15 protein-coding genes are annotated in these 16,265 nt (G+C 69.1%); 8 read left to right on the top strand and 7 right to left on the bottom strand.

Going from position 1 to position 16,265, the window contains the following annotated elements; genetic code table 11:
- The first annotated feature begins 6 nt into the window (after positions 1-6).
- On the top strand, positions 7-1,029 hold the full coding sequence (locus tag JOF42_RS00955) for a LacI family DNA-binding transcriptional regulator (protein ID WP_210096142.1): 1,023 nt from the start codon (positions 7-9) through the stop codon (positions 1,027-1,029).
- A gap of 37 nt (positions 1,030-1,066) precedes the next feature.
- Here JOF42_RS00955 and JOF42_RS00950 read toward each other — a convergent pair whose 3' ends face one another.
- Positions 1,067-2,368 (bottom strand): glycoside hydrolase 5 family protein, encoded by a 1,302-nt coding sequence (locus JOF42_RS00950; protein WP_210096141.1) that lies wholly within the window; start codon positions 2,366-2,368, stop codon positions 1,067-1,069.
- 109 nt (positions 2,369-2,477) lie between these two features.
- Here JOF42_RS00950 and JOF42_RS00945 point away from each other — a divergent pair, with 109 nt between their 5' ends.
- Entirely contained in the window at positions 2,478-5,471 is a 2,994-nt protein-coding gene (locus tag JOF42_RS00945; RefSeq protein WP_210096140.1) for an alpha-mannosidase, read from the top strand.
- On the opposite strand, the gene JOF42_RS00940 is transcribed toward JOF42_RS00945, so the two are convergent.
- Complete coding sequence (locus tag JOF42_RS00940) at positions 5,472-6,833, bottom strand: DUF2252 domain-containing protein (protein WP_210096139.1); 1,362 nt, start codon at positions 6,831-6,833, stop codon at positions 5,472-5,474.
- 42 nt (positions 6,834-6,875) lie between these two features.
- On the opposite strand from JOF42_RS00940, the gene JOF42_RS00935 reads away from it, so the two are divergent.
- From JOF42_RS00935 to JOF42_RS00925, 3 genes are all read left to right on the top strand, one after another.
- Entirely contained in the window at positions 6,876-7,286 is a 411-nt protein-coding gene (locus JOF42_RS00935; protein ID WP_210096138.1) for an MmcQ/YjbR family DNA-binding protein, read from the top strand.
- Between the two features lie 354 nt (positions 7,287-7,640).
- Positions 7,641-9,308 carry an HNH endonuclease signature motif containing protein gene (locus tag JOF42_RS00930; RefSeq protein WP_210096137.1) on the top strand — a complete coding sequence of 556 codons (1,668 nt, stop codon included), beginning with the start codon at positions 7,641-7,643 and terminating at the stop codon, positions 9,306-9,308.
- A gap of 78 nt (positions 9,309-9,386) precedes the next feature.
- Positions 9,387-9,749, top strand: coding sequence for a VOC family protein (locus tag JOF42_RS00925; RefSeq protein ID WP_210096136.1), 363 nt, complete (start codon positions 9,387-9,389; stop codon positions 9,747-9,749).
- A gap of 43 nt (positions 9,750-9,792) precedes the next feature.
- Here the strand turns inward: JOF42_RS00925 and JOF42_RS00920 are convergent, their stop codons facing one another.
- On the bottom strand, positions 9,793-10,383 hold the full coding sequence (locus JOF42_RS00920; RefSeq protein ID WP_210096135.1) for a hypothetical protein: 591 nt from the start codon (positions 10,381-10,383) through the stop codon (positions 9,793-9,795).
- Between the two features lie 120 nt (positions 10,384-10,503).
- Here JOF42_RS00920 and JOF42_RS00915 point away from each other — a divergent pair, with 120 nt between their 5' ends.
- A complete protein-coding gene (locus JOF42_RS00915) occupies positions 10,504-11,730 on the top strand; it encodes a glycosyltransferase (protein ID WP_210096134.1) in 1,227 nt (408 codons plus the stop codon).
- On the top strand, positions 11,727-12,950 hold the full coding sequence (locus JOF42_RS00910) for a glycosyltransferase (RefSeq protein WP_307803493.1): 1,224 nt from the start codon (positions 11,727-11,729) through the stop codon (positions 12,948-12,950). The genes JOF42_RS00915 and JOF42_RS00910 overlap by 4 nt, the downstream gene beginning before the upstream one ends.
- Before the next feature lie 9 nt (positions 12,951-12,959).
- Here the strand turns inward: JOF42_RS00910 and JOF42_RS00905 are convergent, their stop codons facing one another.
- The 3 genes from JOF42_RS00905 to JOF42_RS00895 form a co-directional block, all read right to left on the bottom strand.
- Positions 12,960-13,238, bottom strand: a complete 279-nt coding sequence (locus tag JOF42_RS00905; RefSeq protein ID WP_210096133.1) for a hypothetical protein — start codon at positions 13,236-13,238, stop codon at positions 12,960-12,962.
- Positions 13,239-13,596: 358 nt separating this feature from the next.
- Entirely contained in the window at positions 13,597-14,142 is a 546-nt protein-coding gene (locus tag JOF42_RS00900) for a hypothetical protein (RefSeq protein WP_210096132.1), read from the bottom strand.
- 54 nt (positions 14,143-14,196) lie between these two features.
- Positions 14,197-14,358, bottom strand: a complete 162-nt coding sequence (locus JOF42_RS00895) for a hypothetical protein (protein ID WP_210096131.1) — start codon at positions 14,356-14,358, stop codon at positions 14,197-14,199.
- A 91-nt stretch (positions 14,359-14,449) separates the two neighbouring features.
- Between JOF42_RS00895 and JOF42_RS00890 the strand changes: the two genes are divergently transcribed.
- Positions 14,450-15,424, top strand: coding sequence for a GlxA family transcriptional regulator (locus JOF42_RS00890; RefSeq protein WP_210099025.1), 975 nt, complete (start codon positions 14,450-14,452; stop codon positions 15,422-15,424).
- 41 nt (positions 15,425-15,465) lie between these two features.
- Here the strand turns inward: JOF42_RS00890 and JOF42_RS00885 are convergent, their stop codons facing one another.
- Positions 15,466-16,167 carry an NRDE family protein gene (locus JOF42_RS00885; protein ID WP_210096130.1) on the bottom strand — a complete coding sequence of 234 codons (702 nt, stop codon included), beginning with the start codon at positions 16,165-16,167 and terminating at the stop codon, positions 15,466-15,468.
- Positions 16,168-16,265: the final 98 nt, after the last annotated feature.

Here is a 16,265-nt window from a genome sequence, read left to right as displayed (position 1 = left end):
GAGGGGATGAGCCCGGCGAGACGCGTGACGATCACCGACATCGCGCGACTCGCCGGGGTCTCGCCCGGGGCGGTCTCGTTCGCGCTGAACGGGCGCCCGGGGGTGAGCGCGGAGACGCGCGCCCGCATCCTCGAGGTCGCCGCGCAGCACGATTGGCTGCCCAGCTCGACGGCACGCGCGCTGGCGGGCGCTCGTGCCGGGGTCATCGGATTCGCGGTGAACCGGCCTGCCCGCACGCTGGGCGCCGAGGCCTTCTTCACCGATCTCATGGCCGGTGTGCAGTCGGCCCTCGCGCCGCATCGTCTCGCGTTGCAGACGGTGCTCGTGCCGTCGATCGACGACGAGATCGCGACCTATCGGCGCTGGCGCAGCTCGCACCAGGTCGACGGGGTGGTCGTGATCGATCCCCGTGACGATGATCCGCGGATGCCGGTGCTGCGCGACCTTGGCCTGCCCGCCGTGATCATCGGCAGCGTCCGCTCCGAGCCCGGCCACCCTGCGACGCTTCAGGTCGACGACCGGCGGGTCGCGCACACGCTGTTCGCACACCTGGCCGGTCTCGGCCATCGCCGCATCGCGTACGTCTCGGGTCCGGCGGAGTTCCAGCACACCAGGCTGCGGTCCGAGGCTCTGTCAGGGCTTTCCGCTCAGGGGATCGCCGGTGCGGTGATCCCGACCGACTCGTCACCGGCCGCGGCATCCGCCGCACTCGGCCGACTGCTCGCGGATGGGGCGTCGCCGAGTGCCGTCGTCTTCGACAGCGACGTGATGGCGATCGCGGGCCTCCGCGCCGCGCAGGAGCGCCGCATCGCCGTACCCACGGAGCTGTCGATCGCGTCGTTCGACGATTCGACGGTGGCCGCACTCGTGCATCCGTCGATCACGGCCATGACAAGAGACACCTTCGGACTCGGAGCGGATGCCGCGAACTTCCTGATCGACCAGATCGCCGCGCCCGCGCCGCTTCCCGACCGCACCGGCTCGGCGCCTGTGCTGACGGTGCGCGAGAGCACGGCGCGGGCGCGCTGAGGCCCGCCCTCGCCCGCGGTGCGGCCGCGGACTCGGGCTACTCCGCCCTGTGCTCGACCACCGTGTTCTGCGACTCGTACGACCAGGGCTCGACGGTCGGGCGCACGAGTTCGGTGATGCCGCGCGCCGCGAGCACGGACGGATCCGCGGCGTCCTTCGAGGTCACGAACGCGGGATCGGCCCCTGCCTCGCACGCATCGACCCAGGCCTGGAAGATCGACCCCCCGGGGCTCATGGCGCCGCGACTGACGGGAGTCTCGGCCTCGTCGACCTCCACCACGATGCCGAGAGTGCGCGCCGGGGCGGGCTGGCGCTCGCGCAGCTCGGGGATCAGCTCGGCGAATCGGCGTCCGATCGGCTTCGCCTCGCCGTTCTGGTCGACCAGGCCCAGGGTGTACTCGAGCTCGGGGAAGTCCGCGAGACTGCGGCTCACGTCATGCGAGCACCACCACGTGACACCCCAGAGGTCGTCGGTGCGCACGACCGAGCGCAGGGTGGCCTCGAGGAAGTCGGGCGTCTGCTCCGGCGTCAGGCAGTTCGACGGGGCGCCGACCTCCTGCAGCCAGATCGGCTTTCCGGGTTCGGTGGTGAACGCGCGGGCGAGCTCGATCATGTACTCGGCGTGGCGATCGGATGCCACGGACCGGCCGCCGTACTTCTGGGCGGTGCCGTTGAAGATCCAGGAGTGCACGGTCGTGATGTCGCCGAGGCGCGAGGCGAGCGCCGGGGTGAACCCGTGGCCGTCCATGTACCAGGCAGCGTCGTACTCGCTGTGCACGTGCTGTTGCCTTGGCGCCGAGCGGTGCGCGGCGTCCAGCAGCGTGCTGATCCAGTTCGCGGCCTCGGCTTCGGTGACCGGCCACGGCGACGGGTGGGTCCGCGCCGAGAACTGGTTCGTCTCGTTGCCGAGCGTGAAACCGAGGAAGTTGTCGGCGTCTCCGAGCCGCTCGCCCAGACGCGTGACGAGCTCGGCCTGACCGCTCAGGGCGTCGGGATGCGTGAACATGTTCTTGTCGTGCCACGTGAACAGCCATGACGGGATGAAGTCGAAGCTCGACAGGTGCCCTTGGATCACGTCGACACTCGCGTCGAGCCCGAACTCCGCTGCGACGTCGACGACCGCGCGCACGTCGTCGACGGCCTCGGCGCGGATCAGGGTGCGGTTCGGCTGCAGCACGGTCCACAGCGGGAAGATCCGCAGATGATCGAGGCCCAGCTCGGCGAGCGAGGCGAAGTCCCGACGCACGTCGTCGAGGTCGAGCGACATCCATGCGTGCATCCACTGGGAGCGGGGCGTGTAGTTCGCGCCGAAGCGAAGAGGGGCGGCAGAGGAGGGCATCGCTGTCCTTTCGGGGGTCGGTGCACAGACTCTAACGCGATTCGGCTCTCGCAGCTATATCGCTTTAGTAAATTAGGCTGAGAAACCCGGCTTCGATGGAGAACACCGCATGCATGATGGAACCTCGCTCACCGTAGGCCGCGTCAGACGGGTGCTCGACGAGCGCATCCGTCCGGCGATCCACTCGGCATCCGTGCCGCTGGAGGTGGAGGTCAACGAGCTGCCGGGGGAGCCGATCGGCCCGAGTGCGGGGCTCGCGCTCGAGTTCGCGCCCGCATCCGTTCCCCGCACGTGGGGTCCGGCCTGGTCGACCACATGGTTCCGGCTCTCGGGGCGCATCCCGGCCGAGTGGGCCGGCCGCAGGGTCGAGGCGCTGATCGACCTCGGCTTCAGCGATCACATGCCCGGTTTCCAATGCGAGGCCCTCGCCTACCGCCCCGACGGCACTCCGATCAAGAGCATCAACCCGCGCAACCAGTGGCTCGCCATCGCGGATGCCGCCGAGGGCGACGAGAGCGTCGAGTTCTATCTCGAGGCAGCCGCCAATCCGCTGATCCTGGACTTCCCCTCCTTCGCGCCCACGCAGGAGGGTGACATCCGCACCTCGTCGCCCGAGCCGCTGTACCGCACCCGACGCCTCGAGCTCGCGGTGTTCGAGACCGAGGTGTACGAGCTGTCCCTCGACCTCGAGGTGCTGTTCGAGCTGCAGGCCGAACTGCCCGAGACCTCGCCCCGCCGCATGCGCATCCTGCAGGCCATGGATGACGCCCTCGACGTTCTCGACCTGCAGCATGTCGCGGCGACGGCATCCGATGCCCGTGCCGTGCTCGCTCCGGCTCTCTCGGCCCCCGCGGAGGCGAGCGCCCACCGCATCTCGGCCGTGGGCCACGCACACATCGACTCGGCCTGGCTGTGGCCCCTGCGCGAGACGATCCGCAAGGTCGCGCGCACGACCTCGTCGATGACGACGCTCATCGAGGAGCAGCCGGAGTTCCAGTACGGCATGTCCAGTGCGCAGCAGTACGCGTGGCTCAAGGAACACAGGCCGGAGGTGTGGGAGCGGGTGAAGGCGGCCGTGGCGGCCGGGCGCTTCCTGCCGCTGGGCGGTATGTGGGTCGAGTCCGACACCGTCATGCCGTCCGGCGAATCGCTCGTGCGGCAGTTCTCGTACGGTCAGCGGTTCTTCGAGCGCGAGTTCGGCATCCGCTCGAAGGGTGTCTGGCTGCCTGACAGCTTCGGCTACTCCCCGGCGCTGCCGCAGCTCATGCGCCGCGCGGGCTTCGAGTGGTTCTTCACGCAGAAGATCTCGTGGAATCAGCAGAACGTCTTCCCGCACCACAGTTTCCTGTGGGAGGGCATCGACGGCTCCCGCGTCTTCACTCATTTCCCCTCGATGGACACCTACAACTCGCAGCTCAGCGGCATGGAGGTCGCGAAGGCCTCGCGCCAGTTCAAGGAGAACCGCGTCAGCTCGAGGTCGATCGCGCCGGTCGGCTGGGGCGACGGCGGTGGCGGCACGACGCGCGAGATGACCGGCAAGGCGACCCGACTGCAGAACCTCGAGGGCAGCGCTCGGGTCGAGTGGGAGCATCCTGACGTCTTCTTCGACGCCGCTCGCGCCGAGATCCCGAACCCCGCCGTCTGGGTGGGCGAGCTGTATCTCGAGCTGCACCGTGGAACGCTCACCAGCCAGCATGCGACGAAGGCGCTGCACCGCTGGGCCGAGCATACGCTCGTCGAGGCGGAGCTGTGGGCGGCGACGGATGCCGTGCGCACCGGCGCCGCGTATCCGAAGGCCGAGATCGACCGCCTGTGGGAGACCGTGCTGCTGCATGAGTTCCACGACATCCTCCCCGGCACCTCCATAGCGTGGGTGCATCGCGAGGCGGCCGAGGTCCTCTCGGGCGTGGTCTCCGACGCGCAGGCACTCGCGGATGCCGCCCGCCGGTCGCTCGCCGGCGAGGGCGAGCGTGAGCTGCGATTCGTGCCGAGCTCGGTCGGTGCAGGGCGCGCGCTGGGCGCCGCCTTCGCCGAGGCTCCGACCGCGGCATCCGTCTCGCTCACCGAGGAGGACGGCGGATGGCGCCTCGAGAACGAGCTCGTCTCGGTCCTCGTGTCGGCGAACGGTCTCATCGTCTCAGCGGTCGACAAGGCGTCCGGTCGGGAAGCCGTGGCCGAGGGGCGCGCCGCGAACCTGTTCCAGCTGCACCAGGACTTCCCGAACATGTGGGACGCGTGGGACATCGACAAGTACTACCGCAACAGCGTCGACGACCTCACCGAGGTCGCGAAGATCGCGGCGTCCGTCGTCGACGGTTCAGCGGTCGTGACCGTCACGCGGGCGTTCTCGGAGTCGACGATCGAGCAGACGATCGTGCTCGCGCCCGGCTCGCGCTCGGTCGCACTGCGCAACGACATCGACTGGCACGAGACCGAGAAGCTGCTGAAGCTCGCCTTCCCGCTCGACATCCAGGCGGCGCACACCGAGGCGGAGACGCAGTTCGGATACCAGTCGCGCGTCACGCACACGAACACGAGCTGGGAGGCGGCGAAGTTCGAGACCTCGATGCATCGGTTCGTGCTGGTGCGCGAGCAGGACTTCGGCGTCGCGCTCGTGAACGACTCGATCTACGGGTACGACACGTCGCGGGAGGTGTCGGACGACGCGGTCGCCACGACCGTCCGCCTCTCGCTGCTGCGTGCGCCGCGCTTCCCCGACCCCGACACCGATCACGGTCACCACGCGATCGAGGTCGGTTTCGTGATCGGAGCGGATGCCGCGATCGCGACGGCCGAGGGCATCGCGCTCAACAGCCCCGCCACGCGCATGCACGGTGGCCGTGAGGTGGAGCCGCTGGTCTCGGTGGAGGGCGAGGGCATCGTCGTGTCGGGCGTGAAGCTCGCGGATGACGGGTCGGGCGATGTGGTCGTGCGCCTGTACGAGGCGCTCGGGCGCCGCACGACCGGGTCGATCAGCGCAGGGTTCGAGCATCGGGAGATCCGCGAGGTGTCGCTGATCGAGGATGCGATCGACGACGCGCGTATTGGCGGCGAGCTGCGGCTGCGCCCGTTCGAGGTGCGGACGCTGCGTATCGCGCGCTGATCAGGCGGTCTCGCTCTCCGCATTCGCCTCGCGAAAAGCCTCGAAGTCGGCGAGCGAGACCGCGGCGTACGCCCGTGCCCACTCCAGCAGTGCGGTCGCCACCGCTCTGCCTCCGCCGATGTAGCCGGCGACCTCGGCTGCCGTGACCGACTGGCTGTGCGCACGGGCGATGACGGCGGCACAGGCCTGCGCATAGGTGATGAACGGGCCGTCGTCGAGCGCCTCGACCTCGACGCTGCCTTTCATATCGTGGAACTGCCGGGCGTAGAAGTCGGCCGTGGGGCTACGAAGGTGCCCGAGGAACGGATCGGAGAGCGCCTGCAGGATGCGCTGCATCGCGACGACCCTGGCGCCTTCGCCGTGCGCCTGGATCCGCTCGCGCAGAGACGGCGGTTGCTCGATGCGCCCGTATTCGACGAGCACGCTCTGCACGGCCTCCTTCGGCTGCATCAGCAGCGTGCCGTCCTCTCCGTCCTGGAAGAGCACCAGGTAGCAGCGCGTCCCGACGCTGCCGACGCCCACGACTCGTCGCGCGACGTCGCTGACGGTGTAGTGCTCGAACAGCAGAGCGACATCGGGAGTCGCCGTCTTCCGGTACTGCTCGACGAGGCCGTGCACCAGTGCGAGCAGCTGCTCATCGACAGGGGTGGTGGTCGGGGCCTGGTACGAGAAGCGTCGCCGGCCTGCGGCATCCGTCGCTGTGAGCCGACGCACCGCGCGCTCACCGGTGCGTCGCTGCGCCTGGGCGATGGCGGTGCGGATCGCCCTGCGCGAGTCCTTGTCGAGCATCCCCCGCGTCGACTCCACATCGAAATGGGTGAAGTAGCGGTCCCGAGGATTGAGCGAGGTGATCCGGCGGAGACCTCGGGAGTATGAATCGACGGCGGCGAGCACCGCCTGATCGATCACGGCATCCGCCCGTCCCGTGGACTGTCCGCCCACCACGATGCTGGAGACCAGCCGTTTGACATCCCACTCCCACGGCGCCCAGGCGGCCTCGTCGAAGTCGTTGAGATCGAACATGAGGCTGCGCTGAGGTGAGGCGTAGAAGCCGAAGTTCGACACGTGCGCGTCGCCGCAGGAGGCGACGAGGATGCCGCTGTGCGGTGCATCGGCCAGATCTGCCGCCATGAGAGCGGCCGTCCCCCGGTAGAAAGCGAAAGGGCTCGCCGACATCCGCTCGGTGCGGAGGGGCACGAGCTCGGGGATGCGCGTGCGGTTCTGGGCGTCGAGGATGCCGAGGGGGTCGCGCGTCCCGCCGGCGAGCGTCGCGAGCGCGCGGCGCGGTGTTCGTTTGCGCGCAGTCTCGCCACGGGCGAGCAGGTCTGCGGGGGAGGGTGGCGCGGACCACTCGGTGCTCATTCGGCCATTGTGGCAGTGGCCGTGCGGGAGGACGATAGGCAGATGGTCACCCTTGATGATGTGCGTGAGATCGCGCTCGCGCTCCCCGGCGTGACCGAGCGCCCCGGTGGCCATACAGGAGAGCCCTCGTGGCGCCTGCCGAGCGGGCAGATCGCGTGGATCCGTGGGCCCAGCAAGGTCGATCTCCGCCAGCTCGCCGACCTGGGACTCGAGTGGCCGGAGGGGCCGGTGCTCGGTGTGCGGGTGGCGAGCCTCGAAGAGAAGGCCGCGCTGCTCGCGGCGGAGCCCGACGGGTTGTTCTCCATCCCGCACTTCGACGGGTATCCGGGGCTGCTCGTGCAGCTCGACACGGTCGAGAGGGATCGGCTCGCCGAGATCATCGCGGATGCCTGGCTGGTGCGCGCGCCCGTGCTCGTCGCGAAGCAGTGGCTCGCTGAGCGCGGGCTGGACTGATCGCGGCTCGGCTGTGTACTCGGTCAGGGGTGCAGCTCAGCGCTGAAGCCGTGCGCAGCCGTGATGCGGTCATGGCGCGGTTGTGACGCGGTCGTGGCGCGGTTGTGACGCGGCCTTGGCGTTGCCGTGTTGCGGTTGAGGCGCCGTCTTGTTGCTGTCTTCATGCCGCTGTGACGCTGTCTTGACGCGGTCCGGCAGGGAGCGCCGGCGGTGTGTCCGGTTCGGTTCGCATTTGGTTCGGTTTGAAGCGGTTACTCGCAGCATGCCGGAAGGCTGGGATACGTGCTCTGATCTGGGGTAATTCGGGGTTGTTTCGGGGCTCGAATGTCGGTGGTCCCGTGTTGACTCAGGGGTATGAACAGCACTGTGGGGCTTCTGGATCGGGTCGTCGCTGACCTCGACACGGTGCTGTCCGACGACGCGCTCGCGGGGCTGAGTGAGGCGGACCGGATCACCGTGTTGCAGGGCGCGGGGGCCGCGTTCCGGCGGGTCGAGGCGGTGATCGTTGAGACGATCGCGACGGGTGATGCGGGGGATTTTCCGCATGCGGCGGGGTGTCGGGGGATGAATGAGTTGGTGCAGCGGGTGCTGCGGGTGGATGTGCGGGGTGCGGCGCGGGTCGACCGGGTCGTCGATCTGGTGCGGCGCCCGGTGAGTCTGTCGGGGGAGCGGATGCCGGCCCGGTGGGCGGAGCTGCGCCTCGCGTTGCTGGACGGGGTGGTCGGGGTGGCCGGGTTTGTGGCGGCGACTGGTCCGATCGAGAGGGTGTGGGATCGACTCACGATCGATCAACGTTTGGCGGCGGATGTCGCGTTGGCGGGGTGCGCGCGCGGGCACGGGCTCGTGGCCGACGCCGAAGATGCCGATGAGGACCCCGAGGGGGATGGAGACGATGCTGAGTCGGGTCCTGCGCCGACGGTGCAGGATCTGAAGGCTCTCGCGGAGGATCTCGCGTCGATGTTCGACCCCGACGGGGAGGAGCCGAAGGATGAGGACGCGCGTCGGCGCCGGGGGATCACGATCGGCCGGTTGAAAGACGGGATGCATGCGATCCGGGGGTATCTGACCCCGGAGGTCGCGGCGCAACTGCAGCTGATCATCGACGCGATCCTGAACCCGAAAGGCGATGGGCCGCCGATGCCTGGCGTGCACTTCGCCCCGAGCGACGCTGCCGACGACGGGACGGACTTCGATGCGGATGCGCACCTTGGCGCGGACGACGGTGCGAACGCCGGTGCGGACTTTGGTGCTGGTGTTGGTGCTGGTGCTGGTGCGGGTGCTGGGTTTGGTGCCGGTTCCGATGCTGCTGCCGACTTTGGTGCGGGTGCGGGTGCGGGTGCAGGTGACGACGGCGAGGGTTCCGATCCGTTTAACTCTGACCCGCGCTGCGTGCTTGATGATCGCACGGCGGCGCAGAAACGCCATGACGCTCTCATGATGGTTTTCGGAATCGCTGCCCGCCACAAGGACATGCCGACCCTTGGTGGGTCGTCACCGGTCCTCGTCGTGAACGTCGATGCGAAAGACCTCGCCGCCCACGGTGTCAGCCGCAACCGCGGCAATGGCGGGTGGGCGACGATTCCCGGATCCGGCGCCCACGTCCCCGTCTCCGTCGCCGCGCACGTCGGATGCTCGGGGACGATCCAGCGTGTGCTCATGGATGAGGGGCGGATCATCGGGATCACGACCACCGACCGGGTGTTCACCGTGCATCAACGCCGAGCGATCATCGCCCGCGACAAGGAGTGTCTGATCCCCGGGTGCCACGTTCCGGCGTCCTGGTGCGAGATCCACCACGTCACCGAGCATGCGAGGGGTGGGCCGACCCATACGGATAACGGTGTGCCGTTGTGCTGGTGGCATCACCGATCTCTCGGCACGTCGGGGTGGGAGATCCGGATGAGCGCGGGCGTCCCACAGGTGCGAGGGCCACGATGGTGGGACCCCGACCAACGCTGGCGCACCCCACGACTCAGCCTCCCGGCAGGTGAGCACGTTCGTGGTGCCCCGCTGCGGGTCTGACCTGAGCAACGCACACCTGAGCAACGCAGACAGGAACAACGCAGACCTGAGCACCCCGGACAGGAGTAGAACAGGGTCATGAGCACTGACATCACAGGCATCGGCGGACTCTTCTTCCGCAGCAGAGACCCGGAGGCTCGAGCCGCCTGGTACCGCGAGCATCTCGGAATCGGGGCAGGGCACGACGGCATGTGGCAGCAGGAGGCCGGCATGACAGTCTTCGCGCCGTTCGCCGCCGACAGCGACTACTTCGCCGCCGATCAGCAGTTCATGCTCAATCTCAGAGTCTCGAACATCGAGGAGCTCGTCACGCGGTTGGACGCCTCAGGGATTTCGGTCGAGCGACGCGATGATTGGAACACCGCGGAATACGGCACTTTCGCCCGCATCCACGACCCCGAAGGTCTCGCGATCGAACTGTGGCAACCGCCGACCGGGTAAGAGAACTGCACTCAGGCTGGCCCGAGTTCAGGCTGGCCCGAGTTCAGGCGGGTCCGAGGCGCAGCACGTCGGGCGACTCGCCGCCCGACAGCTCGTCGGCGATGCGGATGCTGCGAGCCAGGTCGTCGAGTGCTGCGTCGAGAGTGCCGAAACGCTCACGGTCGCTGCAGACCGCCGTCAGCGTCACGAGGTGAGTGCCCGTGTCCCAGGTGTAGGTGGCGAACGGCGGCGAGGCGGGCGACGGCGGCATCGCCACCACGAGCTTCTCGCCCGCACCCAGCCAGCGGCTCGAGAACGACCCGGTGTCGTCGTAGTCCATCGGCATGGATGCGCGGGCGATGCGCACCTCGGGGGTCAGCGCCTGCACCGTGGCCATCGCGACGACGAGTTCGGGGTCGGCCTTCCATGTCCACACGAGCACGCGACCGTCGGCCCTGCGCATCAGCAGAGGAGCAGCCTGGCTCATCGCCCAGGCACCGAACCGAGAACCGGGCCGCTCAGTGACGCCGATCGCCGAGTTCACCTGCCCCAGCAGCATCCGGATGGCGGCCTTGCGATGACGCCGCCCCCTCCAGCCGAGCGAGTCCGTGACGGGGATCCACTGCTGGGGGTCGGCGTCGGCTGTCAGTCGCATGCCTCCACGCTAGGGGGTGAGGCTGAGGGATGCCGGTATGCCTCGGAGGCTCGATCAGGCCCCTCGGGTAGAGTGGCCAGCGCCCGATCGGGCTCCTTGACCGCCGTACCGTAAGGCAGAATGTCCTCCTCTACCTCCGATCCGACGAGTGCTCCCGACGTCGCCCCCGACCCCGGGCAGCGTCCCCTGCGCATCCTGATCGGATGCGACACCTTCGCGCCCGACATCAACGGCGCAGCCCGCTTCGCCGAACGCCTCGCGGCAGGGCTCGTGCAGCGGGGTGAGGACGTCCACGTCGTCGCTCCGAACGTGGCGTACCGCCGCACGCCCGCGCAGACCGAGGTGATCGAGGGCGAGCCGATGACGATGCACCGCCTTCCGTCGGTGCGCTGGGCCCCCCACGACTGGCTGCGCTTCGTCTGGCCGTGGCGTGTGAAGCACTACGCCCGGAAGATCCTCGACAGCGTGCAGCCGGACGTGGTGCACATCCAGTCGCACATCGTGATCGGCCGCGGCCTCGCCCGGATCGCGCACGAGCGCGGCATCCCGGTGATCGCGACGAACCACGTGATGGCCGAGAACATCCTCGACCACACCACGATGCCCAAATGGGTCGATGACCTCGTGCTGCGCTGGGCCTGGGGTGACGCGAAGCGCACGTTCGCTCTGACTCGCGCGATCACCACGCCCACGCGTCGCGCCGCCGACTTCCTCGAGCGCACCGTCGCCGTCGAGAACGTCATCCCCGTGAGCTGCGGCATCGACCGCACCCAGTACACGCCGGTGATCGCCCCCCGAGAGAGGAACCGCATCATCTTCGTCGGCCGCCTGACCGCCGAGAAGCAGGTCGAGGTGATCCTCGAGGCCATGACGAAGCTCGACCCGGCGCTCGACACGACCTTCGACATCGTCGGAGGCGGCGACCAGCGCAAGCAGCTCGAAAGCCTCACGAATCAGCTGGGTCTCGCGGATCGGGTGACCTTCCACGGCCGCACGACCGACGAAGAGCTCCGGGCGCTGCTGTCACGCGCCTCGGTGTTCACGATCGCCTCGATCGCCGAGCTGCAGTCGATCGCGACCATGGAGGCGATGGCTTCGGCGCTCCCGATCGTCGCGGCGGATGCCGTCGCCCTGCCGCACCTGGTGCACGACGGTGAGAACGGCTACCTGTTCGAGCCGGGCAATGCCGACGCTCTCGCCGCGCGGCTGACCGACGTGCTCACCGCGGCTCCGGCCGAGTACGCGCGGATGCAGCAGGCATCTCTCGACGGCGTCGCGATCCACGACATCAACCGCACCCTCGACACGTTCGAGGCGCTGTACCGCGACGAGCCGCTGCCCGAGTGACGGCCCGCGCCATGCACATCGTCTTCTTCGGCGATCAGCACCTGGACTCCCTCGGCGGCGCGCAGGTGTCGATGCGGCTGCAGCGCGAGTTCCTCGAGCGCGCCGGCCACACGGTGACCGTGGTCGCCCCGAAGATGCACGGATCGCGGGCATCCGATGCTCCCGACCCCGCGAACGTCGACCTGCCGTCCGTGCCGATCACCGTCGACCGCGAGTACTCGATGAGCTGGCCGGGGCGAGCGACCGATCGGTTCCTCGACCGTGCGATGACACACCGCCCCCCGGTCGACCTCGTGCACCTGCAGGCAGACTTCTGGGGCGCGTTCATCGGTCACCGTTACGCTGCGCGGCACGGCATCCCCGTGGTGCACACCATGCACAACAGGGTCGACGTCGGCATCGCCGCGGTGACGCCGCTGCACCGCCCTGTGCTCGGGGCGCTGAACCTCTGGCGGCGCCGAGCGCTGCACGGAGTCGCATCCTCGCGTGTCGACGGCAGTGACGGCTGGGCGTTCCTGCGCGGCATCGCGAGCGGAGCCTCGGCTGTGACCGCCCCCTCGACCCACTTCGCACGCCGCCTCGAGGAGCACGGCGTGTTCAGCCCGGTCGACGTCGTCTGGAACGGCATCGACGATGACGTGCGCGAAGAGACCCTCGCCTCAGCTCCCGCGGAGCGCGCGCCCGGTCGCCCCCGGTTCGTGTGGCTCGGCCGAATGAGTCCCGAGAAGCGGCTGCTGCCCTTCCTGCAGGCGTTCGTCGAATCAGGGGTCGATGCCGATCTCGAGATCATCGGCGGCGGTGCGCAGCGGCCTGCCGCAGAGAAGATCGTCGCGGGGATGGCGAACGTGCGCTTCGTCGGCAAGCTGAGCTACCAGGACACTTTGGCGCGGATCGCCGCTGCGGATGCTCTCGTGCAGACGTCGATCGGTTTCGAGACGCAGGGCATGACGCCGTTCGAAGCGGCGACGCTCGGTACGCCCTCGGTGATCAGCGACCCCGACATCGCGGCCGAGCTCGGCGGTGGTCTCTGGGCCGTTCCCGGAGCAGCGGGCACCGAGGAGCAGCGCAAGGCGGGTCTCATCGACACGTTGCGCCGAGCGGCATCCGACATCGCTGCGGGCGACGCGCCTGTGCCGATGCGCGAGGTCTCGGAGGCGTTCCGGCAGTCGTCGCGCACGGCCGCGATGATCGAGGTCTACGAGCGCGTGCTCGCCGGCTGATCGGGCGCGTCAGAAGAAGTTGTAGAACACGCTCGAGAGCCCCGAAGCGAGCGTCCCCAGAACCGTGTTCACGGCCAGACCGATCGCGATCGCGGCGAGCAGGTGTGGTGCCGGACGCCGCAGTGCCGCGATGCCCAGCACGATTCCGGTCGCGGCGCCCACGAACACGAGGAAGTTCAGGATGCTCGGCACCGCGCCCATCGCTATCCAGTCGATGATCGAGTTCGCGTAGAGGAACTGCAGCAGCAGCTGGGAGACCAGTCCGAATCCGACGGAGAGCACCGCCACGAGGAAGGCGGTACGGCCGAGGGGGTTCGCTCCCTTCGGAGAGCCGGGAGTCCCCGACCCTGCGGTGGGGTGCGGCGTGCCATATGGCTGGCCGGGCTGGGCGTATGGCTGGCCGGGCTGGGCGTATGGCTGGCCGGGCTGAGCGTATGGCTGGCCGGGCTGTGCGGACTGAGACGGCCGGTCGGAGGGCTGAGCCGGCTGAGATGTGGGCGGATACGGCTGTCCGGTGTTCTGGTACTGCTGTCCTGGTGCAGAGTATGGCTGTCCCGGTTGCGGTGCCGGTGGGAACTGCTGGCCCTGGGGAAGGTGGTGTGTGCCGGAGGAGGGCTGTGATTCGCTCATGAAGGGGTGCTCCCGGTCAGTTGTAGGCGAGCGCGAAGGCGAGGTTCGACAACCACGACATCACGATTCCGGCGGTCGCCGATGCGCTGATGCCGATGGCGATCCCTGTGAGGATCTGCTGGCCGGGGCGCCGCATCGACATCAGGCCCAGGATGAGCGCCAGGACGGAGACGACCAGCACCAGCCCGTTGCCGATCGCGCTGAAGGCGCCGATCCCGGACGCGTCATAGAACGAGCGGACGACGAGGGGGAAGGAGAGCGTGACGAGGAGGCCGATCCCGAGAGCCACGAGCGAGATGATGAACGCCAGGCGGCCCAGCGACCCGCCGCTGCTCGGGCTCGTGGCCGCAGAGCCGGGATGAGCGGATGCGGGAGGGTGCTGCGAGCCGTAGGGCTGTCCCGCAAACTGCGGCGGTGCCGGGTGCTGCTGCTGTCCCGCATAGTGCTGCGGTGCCGGGTGCGCTCCCTCGACCGCGGGAGTCTGCGACGAGGGTGGTGACTGCGGCGCCGAGTGCGGGGGAGTTCCGTACGGCTGCGCGGGGGGCTGCTGAGGCTCGCTCATGATGTCGAGCGTAGCCGCGCGATTCGCCGGGCGGATAGAGGGGCTCGGCGGACGTCAGCGGTAGACGCGCCCCGCCTCGGCTCGGTCGAGAGCGTCGCGGCCTGAGACGCGGGACCAGTCGGTGGGAATGCGGCGGTATCCGTCGCGGCGGAGTTCGATGACGGTGGCGACGAGCGCCCACACGCCGAGGGCGAGGAGTGCGATGAGAATGAACATGGCAGAAACGCTACGTTCGCTGTTGTTCCGCCACGAGTGGCCGGATAGACTACGACCGTAGGAAAACTGCCAACCTCGGGAGAGCGCCATGATGAAGACCGTCGCCTGCGTCGTCCAAGACGGATTCGCGCCGTTCGAATTCGGTCTCGCCTGCGAGGCGTTCGGCCTCGACCGTTCGAACGACGGAGTGCCGAACTTCGACTTCCGGGTCATCGCGCCGCATCCCGGGGTCGTGAAGTCGAAGCTCGGATTCTCGATCAACGTCGAGCACGATCTCTCGTTCGCGTACGAGGCAGATCTCGTCGTGCTCTGCCCGGTGCCGCGCGAGTACTGGCCGAACATCGATCCGCTCCTGCTCGATGTGGCCCGCGACGCGGTGGCGCGCGGCGCCTGGCTGCTGACCATCTGCAGTGCGTCGTTCATCCTCGGCGCGGCGGGGGTGCTCGACGGTCGTCGCGCCACCACGCACTGGATGTATGCCGACATCATGGCCGAGATGTACCCGCAGATCGACATCGACCCCGACGTGCTCTTCGTGCAGGACGGGCGGATCATCACGAGCGCGGGCACCGCCGCGGGCATCGACGCGTGCCTGCACCTGCTGCGTCAGGAGCTCGGCGCCGAGCTCACCAATCGCATCGCCCGGCGCATGGTGGTGCCGCCTCAGCGCGACGGTGGGCAGGCGCAGTTCATCGATCGCCCGATCCCGGTGGTCCAGAGCGACTCGCTCGCAGCGGTCGCCGACTGGGCGGTCGAGCACCTGCGCGACGACCTCGGTGTCGATCAGCTCGCGGCCCGCGCGCTCATGTCGCCGCGCACCTTCGCCCGCCGGTTCAAGGCCGAGTACGGCGCGACACCTGCGGCCTGGCTGGCCCGCCAGCGGGTGCTGCACGCCCAGCGCCTGCTGGAGCGCAGCGATCTGTCGCTCGAGCAGATCGCCGACGAGTGCGGCTTCGGGTCGGCCGCGGTACTGAGGCAGAACTTCTCACGCGTGCTCGGCACGACCCCGACCGCTTATCGGGCGCGCTTCTCCTGCGTGGACGACGCGGAGTCCTCCGCGGCCTGATCGGTCTCAGCGTGCCGGGGCGGCGCCGCCCCGGCGGTGCGTCAGTGGTCCCAGTGGCCGGGGCTCGGGAGTGCACGGTAGTCGACCTCGACCCCTGCCGGTGTGACGGATGCCGTGCAGTAGAGCAGCGACTGCGTGGGGTATCCGTGGGGCCGGTTGTCGCGGATGATCGCGCGGTCGTCTTCGGGGTCGAGTCGCGACGACGATGCGAGCAGAGAGGTCCACTCGCGTGTCCAGTCCGTGCTCTCGGCGGCCGGGCCGAGGGCGCGGAACGCGGGCAGCCAGGCGGCGATGCGAGGAGTCCCGAGGTCGTCGAGATCGTCGTGGGCGATCATATGGATGCCATCGCCGATCGGCGTCTCGCGCAGCTCGACACCATCCCAGCTCAGCACGCGCGACCCCTCGGGACGCACCTCGAGCAGATTGAAGCCGTGCATCTGCAGTGGCGCGACGGGGGAGCGGCCCGCCACGGACTCCAGTGCGAGCGAGCCGCGAGAGACAGCCGCGTCGCCGGCGAGATCGACCACGTCGGCGCGGTTGAGCAGCACGGCGAGGCGGCGCTCGGAGAGGTTGACCGCGAGCCAGGCGCCACCCGCCCGTCGGTCGCGGATGCCCGAGACCCCGGGGTGCGCGTCCGGCCACCATTCGCCGAGGGCATCCCACTCGCGCTGCGGATCCTCATCGCGCACCGCGAGCAGACGCGCGGAGTCGGGGCCGGCCACATCGATCACCACGGTGCACACGGGGACAAGTCTAGGTCGGCGGTGTAGGCCGGGATGGTGCGGCGGGCGTCTGGCGGCGTGCAGGGCCGGCGTCGAGCGGCGTGCAGGGCCGGGGTCCC

Source organism: Microbacterium phyllosphaerae (genome assembly GCF_017876435.1).
Classification (GTDB): Bacteria; Actinomycetota; Actinomycetes; order Actinomycetales; family Microbacteriaceae; genus Microbacterium; species Microbacterium phyllosphaerae.
Note: the sequence above shows the minus strand (reverse complement) of the source record. Positions and strands in the feature narration are given on the sequence as shown.